Source organism: Psychrobacter sp. PAMC 21119 (genome assembly GCF_000247495.1).
GTDB lineage: Bacteria > Pseudomonadota > Gammaproteobacteria > Pseudomonadales > Moraxellaceae > Psychrobacter > Psychrobacter glaciei.
Genome location: NZ_AHVZ01000005.1, coordinates 46,549 through 59,397, shown reverse-complemented (window position 1 = coordinate 59,397; position 12,849 = coordinate 46,549). Strand labels below are relative to the sequence as shown.

Below are 12,849 nucleotides of genomic sequence, written 5' to 3'. Positions count from 1 at the left end.
GTCTAACCTAGAATGACTAGGCGTCAAAAATTTCACTGCGTATTGTCTAAAAAATAGCCACTGCCAGTGCCACATTTGAATGTTCAACAGACCCTAATCTTGAAGTTTTATTTTAAAAAAATTGATAAAAGGTATTTGCAATAAAGACAATCATCTGTAAGGACTTAATATGAGTATCCGTATTCACCCAATTAAAGCATTTAGCGACAACTATATTTGGACATTAATCAATGAAAACAATAAGCAAGCGATTGTTATTGATCCCGGTCAAGCTGAACCTGTCGTTGCCTATTTAGAAGACAACCAGTTAGAAGTTACCTCGATTTGGACGACTCATCATCACCACGACCATATTGGGGGCGTCGCAGAGTTGCAAGAATCCTACCCGATGACGCATTTAGTCGCACATAGTGAACATACAGTGGATGAGGATCAAACGATAAAAGACGGTAGTACAGTCAGTGCGTGGGGCTGCTCTGCACAAGTTTGGGATATATCAGGACATACCGCCAGCCATATGGCTTATATCTTGGATATTGATGGACAAAAACATTGCTTCTGTGGGGATACTTTATTCAGTGGCGGTTGTGGGCGTGTTTTTACTGGTACGATTGAGCAGTTGCATGATAGCTTTAAACGTTTAAATGAACTGCCTGCCGAGACATTGCTATATCCTGCGCACGAGTACACAGCCAGCAATCTACGTTTTGGGCTATCTATTGAGCCTGACAACGAAGCGATGCAGCAAGCATTGGCACAAGCAGAGTCGCAAACCGTACAAAGTGTGCCGACATTACCTGTGACCCTAAAGCATGAGCGCGCAATAAATGTATTTTTACGCACACAAGAACCAAGCGTGATAGCAGGGGTTAAATCTAAAGTGACTATCGATGATGACAAGTCTTTAACGATATTTGCGGCGCTACGTGAGCTGAAAAATAACTTTTAAAGCCTCATGCATCTTTGATAGCTGTTTTTTAGATCATTGCTTTTTAAATAAGTGTTAGCTGCTCATTTTTCTGTTCCCATATTTGTTTATTTTAGGAAGCTGCCATTATGGGTCGTTATATCTTAAAAAGATTACTGTTGATATTACCGACGCTATTTTTGATATTGCTGGCGAATTTTGTGATTGTGCAAGCAGCGCCTGGAGGTCCTGTCGAGCAGCAAATGGCGCTCATCGAGCAAGGTGCAAAAGACAATGCGCTCGGTGGTAATATTGGCGCGGGCAGTGCAGGTGGTAATGACAGCACTTATCAAGGGACGCGTGGTCTCTCTGAGGAGATGGTTGCTGCGATCAATGCCCAATATGGCTTTGACAAATCTGCCCCCGAGCGATTTTGGCTTATGCTAAAAAACTATGCCCAACTGGATTTTGGTGAGTCGTTTTTTAAAGGCCAATCGGTGACCGACCTTATTATGGAAAAACTGCCAGTCTCAATCTCGCTTGGGCTTTGGAGCACGCTGCTGATTTATATGATAGCCATTCCGCTTGGAGTCTATAAAGCCATGCATCATGGCTCGGGGATTGATAAATTCACTGCTATGCTGCTTGCTATCGGACATGCGATACCCGTGTTTGTATTTGCCGTCATACTATTGGTATTCTTTGCTGGTGGGAGCTACTGGAATATTTTTCCGCTACAGGGGCTAACGTCCGAAAACTTTGACCAATTAAGCACCCTTGGTAAAGTGAAAGATTACTTTTGGCACTTGGCATTACCGCTGTTGGCAAGTACGGTTGGTGGGTTTGCTGGTTTAACATATCTGACCAAATTCAGTTTTTTAGAGGAGTTGGGCAAGCAATACGTGCTCACTGCACGTGCCAAAGGTTTAGGAGAGCGGCAAGTGTTGTATGGGCATGTGTTTCGCAATGCCATGTTAATTATCATCGCAGGTATTCCAGCTGCTATCGTTGGGATTTTCTTTGCAGGTAACTTTTTGATCGAGATTATCTTTAAGCTTGATGGTTTGGGACTGTTAGGTTTCGAAGCCATTCAACAGCGCGATTATCCAGTGATATTCGGCACGCTATTTATTTTTACTTTGGTCGGACTGTTATTACAGTTAATCAGTGATTTAAGTTATCACTTAATTGATCCCCGTATCGATTTTGAGGGGCGCTAATGTCAAGTCATCCATTACCTTCAACGCCTTCATCTGCATCTCCTGTCTCTATGCCAAAAAAACGTCGGCTGAATCCTATCTGGCAGGCACGCCTAAACCGCTTTCGTCAAAATAGGCTTGGGGTGATATCACTGTTTGTTTTTGCGGTGATATTTGTCATTTGTATGGCGGCTAATGTCATTGCCAATGACAAGCCGCTGCTGGTGCAATATCAAGGCGACTACTACTTTCCTGTATTAAAGGCCTATCCTGAAACGACGTTTGGCGGTGTGTTCGAGACCGAAACCAATTACAAAGATCCTGCGGTGCAAACGCTGATTGATGAGCAGGGCTTTTATATTATGCCGCTTATTCCGTTTGCCGATCAGACGCCGAATGTTGAGTTGGGTCTGCCTTATCCAGCAGCACCAAACGCTCAGAATTGGCTTGGCACTGATGACATGGGGCGTGATGTGCTGGCGCGGATACTTTATGGTATGCGGGTATCGTTATTGTTCGGTCTGGCACTGACGCTCGCGGGCGCATTAATTGGTATTATCGTCGGTGCAATACAAGGCTATTATGGTGGCTGGGTGGATCTAGCAGGGCAGCGCTTCATGGAAGTGTGGGGCGGTATGCCTCAACTGTTTATGATTATTATTTTGGTTAGCTTATTCAGCCCCAGTATTACGATGTTATTTGGGTTAATGCTGTTATTTGGCTGGATGGGTCTGGTTGGTTTGGTGCGGGCAGAGTTCTTGCGCGCCCGCAACTTTGACTATGTGCGAGCCGCGCGCAATTTGGGGGTGTCGGACAGTCAGATTATGCTAAGACATATCTTGCCCAATGCCTTAGCGTCAAGCTTGTCGCAACTACCGTTTATCTTAACGGCCAATATTATTGCTCTGACCGCGCTGGACTTTTTGGGATATGGATTACCGCCCGGCTCGCCGTCGCTAGGTGAGCTGATGGTGCAAGGGAAAAACAACCTCGATGCGCCTTGGCTGGCTTTGTCAGGCTTCTTTAGTTTGACTTTTATTTTGTCATTGCTCATCTTTGTAGGCGAAGCGCTGCGTGATGCGTTTGATCCGAGGCGCTCTTAATATGACCATGATTAATAAAAAAAATAGCACGTCGAATGAAAAGCTCGACCGTGTACAAGATAAGCTCATGTTGACAGTAGATAAGCTAAGTATCACAAATGCTACAGGCGTCCAACTGGTCAACGAGCTGTCTTATGAGCTGCGGCAAGGGCAAACCTTGGCCATCGTTGGTGAGTCTGGCTCTGGCAAGTCGATTGCCAGTCTTGCGCTATTAGGTCTGCTACTAGATAATTTAACCATCACGGGTGCGGTTCAGCTGGCAGGCACAGCAGGCATGTCTAAATTACCAGTAGCCAATGACAAAGGGCGTAATGCTGCACTACGGCCTATTCGTGGACAGCGTATTGGCATGGTGTTTCAAGAACCGATGACCGCATTGAATCCATTACATACGGTCGCCAAACAAATCGCCGAATCACTGCGTCTAAGCGGCGTGCCAAAAAAGCAATGGCGAGCAACCAGCATCGCTTTGCTAGATGATGTCAATATTACGGATCCTGCTGACAAGTTGAACCGTTATCCACATGAGCTATCAGGTGGTCAACGTCAGCGAGTGATGATTGCCATGGCATTAGCTCAGCAGCCTGATATCTTAATTGCCGATGAGCCGACTACCGCGCTTGATGTCACTTTGCAGCACGAGATTTTGGCACTATTAGATGATCTTAAGCGCCAGCATAATATGGCAATGATATTAATCAGTCATGATCTCAATCTGGTCAGGCGTTACAGTGATGAGGTCGTCGTCATGCGCCAAGGCCAAACGATTGAACAGGGGCAAACATCAGCGGTATTTAGTCAGCCTAAAGCCGACTATACCCGTACGCTTATTCAGCAAGACTTTGGTCAAGCCTTAACTTTAGTCGATGATAATGCAGATAAGCAATCAAGCGTACTAGAAGTGAAGAATTTAAAAGTACAGTTCCCGATTGAAAAAAGCCTATTCGGTGGTACAAAACGCTGGTTTGATGCGGTAAAAAATGTCGATATGACGTTACAAAAAGGACAGGCGCTGGGCATCGTCGGTGAGTCTGGCTCTGGCAAAACCACCATCGCACTCGCACTCAGTCAATTACTGAGCAACCAAGCACGTGTGGATGGGCAGATAGTCGTCAATGGGCAAGACCTCTCAGCATTGTCCAAGAGCGAGCTGCGTAAGTTCCGCTCACAGATTCAGATGGTGTTTCAAGACCCATTTGCCAGTATCAACCCGCGCATGACGGTTATGCAAATTATTGAAGAAGGGCTATTGGTACAAGGCGTGGACAAGGTCGCGCGTCAGCAGGCAGTCATGGAGAGTCTGGCTACTGTGCATTTGCCGGCGGATTTTGTGCAGCGTTATCCGCATGAGCTGTCAGGTGGACAACGTCAACGCGTGGCATTGGCGCGCGCATTGATTATGAAGCCGAGTCTACTCATATTAGATGAGCCTACCTCGGCGCTGGACAGTACCACGCAGGTAACAGTGGTCAGCTTGCTACGTGAAATCCAAGAAAAGCTGCAAATCAGCTATGTTTTTATCAGTCATGATTTAAAAGTAGTACGCGCACTGTGTCAGCACATTATGGTATTAAAAGAAGGCACATGCGTGGAGTATGGTCACACCGAAAATATATTTAATGACCCACAGCATCCATATGCTCAGCAGTTATTAAAAGCGAGTACCACTTAACAGGAACTAAAAACGGCTCAAAAATCAGAACATACCAGTTCATAATAATAGCGACATCCTAAAAAATGCAGTGGTACAATAAGTTTAGACACTCGTTTGCTCTATCGATATATTTTCGTGACCCATATATTTACCTATTTTGGCATCGCTTATTGTTAGCGGATCAAAATGGTCATCATTGCCATTAGAGCATTATTAAAAAAGGATTTTTTATGCCCAGTAAAAAGCAAAGCAGTCTTTCTAAATTAGTAAATAACAATCCATTACAGCACGCTGGTTACTTGGCGGTTGCCAAAACGCGTGCCAAAGTGCTAAAGGCCTTTTCTTATGTGATACCGATAAGAAGACCGATGCTATTCGTCGGTGAGACTGCCTGTGATGAGATATGTGATATGCTCATTAACGAAGGCAGTACCAATGTATTTATCGTCACTGATGCAGTGTTAAATAAGCTTGGTATACCTGCCAAAGTCACCGATTATTTAGATAGTAAAAACATCAGCTACCAGCTCTATGATGGTATCACGCCAGACCCTACTTTTAAGGTCGTCGAAGAAGGACTGCGCAAATCAGTTGACGCTAAGTGTGACTCGATACTGGCCATCGGTGGCGGTTCAGTCATTGATGCGGCTAAAATGATTGCGATGTCGCAGGGTAATAACTGTAAACCTAGACAACTTATCGGTATTCTCAAAGCAAGAAAACCCTCTATGCCATTGTATTGCATTCCTACTACCGCGGGTACAGGCTCAGAGGCAACGCTTGGTGCAGTGGTATCAGACGATAAAACCCATCAGAAAGCCTTGTCTATCGACCCAAGAATGGTGCCATTAGCTGCAGCTATAGACCCAGTTATTATGAAAGGTATGCCCGCGCACATCACAGCGGATACTGGTATCGATGTGTTGACACACGCGCTTGAAGCGTGGATGAGCGTAAATGCAAGTGTAGAAACTGATTACTATGCGGCCTCAGCTGTCAAATCAGTCATGCAGTATCTACCGCTGGCCTATAAAGATGGCGGCGATCTAAAAGCACGAGAAGAGATGGGTATCGCAGCTCACTACGGTGGTATTGCCTTTAACAAAGCAGGCCTAGGTTATGTTCATGCTATTGCTCACCAATTAGGGGCATATTATAGTATTCCTCATGGTCGCGCGAATGCCATCGTTTTGCCTTATGTGCTGGATCTAAATCGTAAAGCGAGTGAAAAACGACTGGCAGCATTGGCAAAGAAGACAGGCATGGTCAAACATGGTCAAGCCAGCAGTGGCAACGGTGCGATAGCAGATAACTTAATTGCCCAAGTACGAGAGTTGATCAAAAGTTTAAACATTGATCCAACGGTTAAAGGCATGAAAACCAGTGATTTTGACAGTATTGCTAAAGCCGCTGCAAAAGAAGTCAGCGATACTTATGCAGTTCCGACTTATATGCCAGCGTCTGGTATCAAGGAAATCTTGACCAAGATTATGCAAGCCAGTGAAGGTCGTTCTGGTGAAAATAAAAGTAGCGATAAAGCAGCATAGACTATTGTAGTCTGCTTATAATCATTGACTGATAAATTAAAAAAAGTCTATTACCATAAGGTAGTAGACTTTTTTTTGAAAAATAATTGGACGTGCTGTACATATATATATAACAATATAGGAATACTTCGGTGAGACCTAGAGGTTATGATAGTTAAATGAAATCCTTTTAGGAGATAGTTATGAATCGTATATTACCGTCTAAAGTCATTGGGTTAGTAATCATGGCGAGCAGTGCTTTTTATGCAGGCTGTGCCTCGACTGAAACCAGCCCTACTATGAAAGACACTACTGCTGCCAACCCTTATGCACCGACAACCCCAGGATTGGCAGTGGCTACGGTTGCTGGTGGGTGCTTTTGGTGTGTGGAAGCAGGCTATGAGAAAATACCTGGTGTGGTAGAAGTAGTGTCTGGCTATACAGGTGGCAGTGCTGAAAACCCAACCTATAAAGAGGTATCAGCAGGTGGCACAGGTCATACGGAAGCGGCGCAAGTATACTATGATCCTAAGAAGATTACTTATAACGGTATAGTACAGGCGCTATGGAGAATCGCTGATCCAACTGATAATAAAGGTCAGTATGTCGACCGAGGCACACAATATCGCCCCGCTATTTTCTATAATAATGCCCAAGAAAAACAGATAGCAGAAGCTGCCAAGCAATCATTGCAAGACTCTGGTGTATATGAAAAACCAGTAGTGATTGAGATTGTTCCTGCCAGCACCTTTTATCCGGCAGAAGAGTATCATCAGGACTATTACAAAAAGAATCCGCTACGCTATAAGGCTTATACTTTTAATTCTGGTCGATATCAGTTTATCGAAAGCGTCTATGGCAAAGATTATGAGCTAGATTTTAACCAGTTCAAACCCACTGCTAGTAGCGTACAGCAACTAACATCAAATAAGTCATCAACCACTAAAGCAAGTGCTGGCTTCAATCCAAAGACATTTGTGAAGCCAACACAGGAAACGCTGAAAAACTCGCTCAGTGACATTCAGTACAAAGTCACTCAGAAAGAGGGTACCGAGCGCGCATTTGATAACGAATATTGGGACAATAAAGCACCAGGGCTATACGTCGATGTGATATCGGGCGAGCCACTGTATTCTTCTCGTGATCAGTTTAAGTCTGGCACAGGCTGGCCTAGTTTTATCCGTCCGTTGAGCGCTGACGTGGTCGTCGAAAAAGAAGACCGCGGTATTTTTTCAACCCGTACCGAAATTCGCAGTCGCTACGCTGACTCGCACGTGGGTCATGTATTTGACGATGGTCCAGCCCCAACGGGTAAACGCTATTGCATGAACTCAGCGGCAATGCGCTTTATTCCACTAGCCGAGATGGAAGCCGCTGGTTATGGCAACTGGGTAGACGATGTAAAACCAGTTAGCTAAGACTGGTTTACTACGCGCTAACAGTATCTCTGTTTTAAAAACATCTAAATTGCATAAAAAAAAGGACACTTGATAAGTGTCCTTTTTTTATTTTTAATATTCTAAAACACCACTTTAAAATGCCGGTTGGCGCTTAGGTACAGCACCCAAAAACTCATTTCGTGCTTGATTATCATGAACATATTCGCCCAGCATCGCTGTGCTTCGTGTGGTTGAATGCTGCTTATTAACACCGCGCATCATCATACACATATGCGATGCATCCATCACCACGGCTACACCGCGGCAGCCCGTCACGTCCATAATGGTTTGTGCCACTTGTTCACTCAAGTTCTCTTGAATTTGTAAACGACGGGCAAACATATCTACGATACGCGCAAACTTTGACAGTCCTAATACTTGTCCATTCGGTAGATAGCCAATATGTGCAACCCCATGAAAAGGAAGCATATGATGCTCACATAACGAATAAAACTCAATGTTTTGCACCAACACCAGCTCGCGGTTGGTCGATGGGAATACTGCGTCATTGACCACTTCATCTAAGCTTTGATGATAGCCTTGGGTTAAATGAGCAAAGGCTTTTGCCGCCCGAATAGGCGTATCTTGCAATCCAGGGCGATCTAAGTCTTCGCCAGTTGATTCAATCAGTTGGCGATAAGATTCGGTACTTTCTTTATAATCTGGGGTTATGATGGGAGTGTTACTCATAGGTTTGGCAGCCATCCAAAATGTGGGTGTAGCTTAACGTTGAATCCTATCATGTAAGGATTCTTATAAAAATTATGCAAGCTGGGAAGGGCTGTGATTATACTCGAAATCTGCTTAACTTCATACTGCTGTGGCGAGCAGTTAAGCGTTTAATCGCAAGAGGGGTGCCGATTGTGCCATCGAAGCCACTAGGGCAATTGTGTTTAATGGCTGAATTTTTGAAAATAAGCAGTAAAAAGATAAAGGTATATGGGTTTTATTATCAATGTTGCCTGTTAAAATATACTGACCATCATTGTCAGCATCATATTTTGATATGAGTGTATTTGAATAACGGCATTCAAGTACAGTTTACGACTGTTTACTTAAATCAATTCATGTATAATGGGCCATCTTCTGGTTTACATTTTTTATCACTTGCTACTTCTCACTTAAAAACTCTAAATAAATATCGATTCTAAATAATTTCTATCGATTCAAAAAGGAAATATTATGCTACTTCAAGGACAAAGATTCGTCGTCACTGGCATCGCAAGTAAGCTCTCTATCGCCTGGGCTATCGCAGAAGCGTTACACCGCGAAGGGGCTTCGCTAATCCTAACGTATCCAAATGACAAAATTAAGAAGCGCGTCGATATGGCGGCTGAAAAATTCGAAGCAGATTTGGTACTGGAGTGTGATGTTGCCTCTGATGAGTCTATTGCTGCTTGCTTTGAGCAAGTGACTGCCCATTGGGGTGATGGTATTGATGGTGTGGTGCATGCGATTGGCTTTGCCCCGATGGATCAGCTGAACGGGGATTTTGTTAGCGCCACGACGCGTGAAGGCAGTCATATCGCCCATGATATATCGAGCTACAGTTTTGTTGCTTTGGCTAAAGAAGCTCGTGAATTATTGGCAATGCGCCATGGCTCTATGTTGACATTGACTTACGAAGGCAGTATTTCAGTATTGCCAAACTACAATGTCATGGGTATGGCAAAGGCCAGTCTTGAAGCCAGTGTGCGTTATTTGGCAACTTCTATGGGTGGCGAAGGCATACGTGTTAATGCTATATCTGCAGGACCTATTCGCACGCTTGCTGCCAGCGGTATTAAGTCTTTCCGCAAGATGCTCGATATCAGCGAAAAAATCGCACCACTGCAGCGTAACGTCAGTCAAACAGAAGTAGGCAACGCGGCCTTGTTTTTACTATCGCCTTGGGCATCAGGTATCACTGGTGAGATTATGTTCGTTGATGCTGGATTTAATACTGTCGCCATCAGTGAGCAGCTCATGATGCTTGATGAGCCACAGCAGTAATTATTCAAAAAGTCTTAATTGGCATTTATTATGTTTTATGAATTCTTTAGAACTATAAAAGCCATAAGAGCCATGAGAGCCACTGGTTATAATAAACCCTTAGCGTAATGACAGAGAAGGCAGCCAACCGGCTGTCTTTTTTGGTTATACTACGGGCTTTTTAGTAACAAGCCTTTAGGTGGTGGATATGATAACCAAATTACCAAGGTGGATACTGTGGGGCGGGGCTGTACTGGCATTCAGTGCGGGCTGCCTCAATACGGCAGCGTTGATGGGATTTACCAACTTGTCTGTGTCGCATGTCACAGGTAACGTGAGTCTGTTTGCTGCTGCTATTGCTCATTTTGATGCCCGCAGTATTTTATATATTGGCGCGTCGTTATTGTCATTTTTGGCAGGGGCAGTATTGAGCGGTTTTGTCATTGGGCAAACCTCATTGAAGTTAGGACGGCGCTATGGCACTGCGCTGTATATTGAAGCGGCGTTACTGCTGATCAGCTATCTGCTGTATAAAGAACATGATTACTTTGGACAATTGGCAGCGGCAATGGCGTGTGGATTACAGAATGCGATGGTGGCGACCTATAGCGGCGCTGTCATTCGTACCACCCATTTAACGGGTCTAACGTCAGACATGGGTGCTGCTATCGGTAATTGGCTAGCAGGACGCTCGATTAGCAAACCGACATTGGGCTTTCAAGCGATTATTTGGTATTGCTTTTGCGGTGGCGGGGTAGTGGGCGCATTTTTATATGCCAAGATTGGCTATGGCGCATTGTTTGTACCGATCACTATCGTACTGACAGCGGCATTCGTCTATAACTATGCCTCAGATCATCTGCCAGAACAGAGACCACCACAACCAAAAAAGCGCTCATCATCAGATAAGCGCTTTTAGACTATTTTTTATAGCTATTTATACCGAACTATTTGTCGTCTTCTGAGTTATGGTCTTCATGTTCGTGCATACCTTGCATCATATCTAGGGCAGAATCATCCGTGCGCTGTTGGTCTTTTTTATCGAGACCATCTTGGTTGATATCTGTTGGTGCCATCTTCGTGGTTGCGTCTATTTTATTTGAGTCTGTCATAACGTGCTCCTGTTTATTTTTATTAACTGCCAACGAAGAGGTGAATAGTAAATATTCATTGGCGTTTCATTTTTATTTTACCCATCAAGTATGTGATAGCGCTACCTCGTTGTACATATGCGATGTGCGCTTGTTTAGTGACGATATGTAACGGAAGCTCATTGGGGTTGCCATTCAACCACACAAATTTCTTAGTAGGATAACGTTACTGTTAAAAGGTTATCGTTAAAAAACAGTCACGATTCAAAATCATCTTTATATTTTAGTTTTTTTATAGCGTCTGTGTGAACAATAAGGATATGTTATGTCAGAGCAAAAGTTAGACAGCCATCTTCCTGATGATGGCAATGAGTATTTGTTTACCGATACCTTTCCAAAAGGAACTGGCAAAGGGCTGATAGTGGTCATCATCGCTGCCATTGTCAGTATGATTATTTACAATGTATTGCCGTTCGATATCAATGCCAATAAAGGCTTGGCTATGCTGTTTTTCATCGGTGTGTTATGGCTGACGGAAGCGCTACATGTGACCATTACTGCATTATTAGTGGTGGTGGTTGGCGCACTGATTGGCATCCCAGAGTTCGATGCCGAAATCGGTTTGCAGAGTTTTGCTAACCCAACGATTTACTTATTTTTTGGTGGTTTTGCTTTGGCTGCCGCCTTGCATGTACAGCAATTGGACAAAAAGATTGCGCTAAAAATTCTGTCTATGTCAGGTGGCAAGCTTGGTACGGCTGTATTTTTGATCTTTGGGGTTACCGCGTTTTTATCGATGTGGATATCGAACACTGCCACGGCTGCGATGATGCTGCCCCTTGCACTTGGTATCCTGACGCAGGTTGACCGCGAAAAAGATCGCGGTACGTTTGTATTTGTATTATTGGGTATCGCTTATTCTGCCAGTTTGGGTGGTCTGGGTACGATTGTTGGTTCACCGCCCAACGCCATCGCGGCAAAAGCGCTTGATATTGCGTTTATCGATTGGATGAAATTCGGTATTCCAATGATGTTAGTGCTATTGCCGTTGTTGTTAGGCGCAATGTATTTGTTCCTTAAGCCCAATCTTAATCGTATGGTCGTCCTTGTCGAAGAGGAGCCTATTGAGTGGAATAAACCTCGGGTAGTGACGATTATTGTCTTTATCGTGACAGCACTCAGCTGGATATTCTCCAAAAAAATCGGTGCCGCACTTGATATCACTGATACCGATGCGGTCATTGCTTTGTCAGCAGCTGCAGCGGTGGTGAGTTTGGGGCTTGTATCGTGGAAACAAGTCTCTGACAATACTGATTGGGGTGTGCTCCTGTTGTTCGGTGGTGGTATCGCACTATCAACAATTTTGAAAGTTTCTGGTGCCTCGTTGGTGCTGGGCGAGACGGTCGCCAATGCGCTGTCTTCGGCACCACTTATTATCGTGATGATTGCGATATCTGCATTTATTATCTTCTTGACAGAGTTCGCATCTAATACTGCCTCTGCCGCATTATTAGTACCGGTATTCGCTGCTATTGCTGAACAGATGGGTCTGCCACATGAAGTGTTGGTATTGGTCATCGGTATTGGTGCTTCTTGTGCCTTTATGCTACCAGTTGCGACGCCGCCAAATGCGATTGTCTTTGGTACGGGGTTGATTAAACAGAGCGAAATGATCCGTACGGGTGTCATTCTTAATATCATTGCTACCTTTGTCGTCGGATTTTGGGCTTATTTCTTTTTAATTTAGTCTTATAACAAACTGACTCTAAATCCATGACACCCGATGTTTGAGTTACTCTCAAGCATCGGGTTTTTTATTTCTTTTTAGGTTTAATGACTGTATAACATAACTAATAACGGTATAAGATTTCTCTTTTTTAACGACAATCTGTCTGATTTTTATCATCTTGATTTAAAATGAGGACATTTTCTAACAATAATTAATAACGTCATCTCATT

The 12,849-nt window shown here is 44.0% G+C and carries 11 protein-coding genes; 9 read left to right on the top strand and 2 right to left on the bottom strand.

Translation table 11 applies throughout. From position 1 onward, the window contains the following. The first annotated feature begins 169 nt into the window (after positions 1-169). The 6 genes from gloB (at position 170) to msrB (ending at position 7,807) form a co-directional block, all read left to right on the top strand. Positions 170-949 (top strand): hydroxyacylglutathione hydrolase, encoded by a 780-nt coding sequence (gene gloB / locus RH96_RS01130; RefSeq protein WP_010196250.1) that lies wholly within the window; start codon positions 170-172, stop codon positions 947-949. A 107-nt stretch (positions 950-1,056) separates the two neighbouring features. Further along, on the top strand, positions 1,057-2,127 hold the full coding sequence (gene yejB, locus RH96_RS01125) for a microcin C ABC transporter permease YejB (protein WP_010196243.1): 1,071 nt from the start codon (positions 1,057-1,059) through the stop codon (positions 2,125-2,127). 50 nt (positions 2,128-2,177) lie between these two features. After that, complete coding sequence (locus RH96_RS01120; protein ID WP_413540218.1) at positions 2,178-3,209, top strand: ABC transporter permease; 1,032 nt, start codon at positions 2,178-2,180, stop codon at positions 3,207-3,209. 7 nt (positions 3,210-3,216) lie between these two features. Next, entirely contained in the window at positions 3,217-4,881 is a 1,665-nt protein-coding gene (locus tag RH96_RS01115) for an ABC transporter ATP-binding protein (RefSeq protein ID WP_051000699.1), read from the top strand. 212 nt (positions 4,882-5,093) lie between these two features. Further along, positions 5,094-6,410, top strand: a complete 1,317-nt coding sequence (locus tag RH96_RS01110; RefSeq protein WP_010196236.1) for an iron-containing alcohol dehydrogenase — start codon at positions 5,094-5,096, stop codon at positions 6,408-6,410. Between the two features lie 182 nt (positions 6,411-6,592). After that, positions 6,593-7,807, top strand: a complete 1,215-nt coding sequence (gene msrB / locus RH96_RS01105; protein ID WP_010196234.1) for a peptide-methionine (R)-S-oxide reductase MsrB — start codon at positions 6,593-6,595, stop codon at positions 7,805-7,807. Between the two features lie 114 nt (positions 7,808-7,921). Here msrB and folE read toward each other — a convergent pair whose 3' ends face one another. Then, on the bottom strand, positions 7,922-8,518 hold the full coding sequence (gene folE / locus RH96_RS01100; RefSeq protein ID WP_010196233.1) for a GTP cyclohydrolase I FolE: 597 nt from the start codon (positions 8,516-8,518) through the stop codon (positions 7,922-7,924). A 492-nt stretch (positions 8,519-9,010) separates the two neighbouring features. Here folE and RH96_RS01095 point away from each other — a divergent pair, with 492 nt between their 5' ends. Both RH96_RS01095 and RH96_RS01090 read left to right on the top strand, forming a co-directional pair. Next, on the top strand, positions 9,011-9,820 hold the full coding sequence (locus RH96_RS01095; RefSeq protein WP_010196229.1) for an enoyl-ACP reductase: 810 nt from the start codon (positions 9,011-9,013) through the stop codon (positions 9,818-9,820). Positions 9,821-10,007: 187 nt separating this feature from the next. Continuing rightward, positions 10,008-10,718: a YoaK family protein gene (locus RH96_RS01090; RefSeq protein WP_010196226.1), complete on the top strand. Its 711-nt coding sequence runs from the start codon at positions 10,008-10,010 to the stop codon at positions 10,716-10,718. Positions 10,719-10,746: 28 nt separating this feature from the next. On the opposite strand, the gene RH96_RS15090 is transcribed toward RH96_RS01090, so the two are convergent. Next, entirely contained in the window at positions 10,747-10,911 is a 165-nt protein-coding gene (locus tag RH96_RS15090) for a hypothetical protein (RefSeq protein WP_010196225.1), read from the bottom strand. A 304-nt stretch (positions 10,912-11,215) separates the two neighbouring features. On the opposite strand from RH96_RS15090, the gene RH96_RS01085 reads away from it, so the two are divergent. Further along, positions 11,216-12,637, top strand: coding sequence for an SLC13 family permease (locus RH96_RS01085; RefSeq protein WP_010196224.1), 1,422 nt, complete (start codon positions 11,216-11,218; stop codon positions 12,635-12,637). Positions 12,638-12,849: the final 212 nt, after the last annotated feature.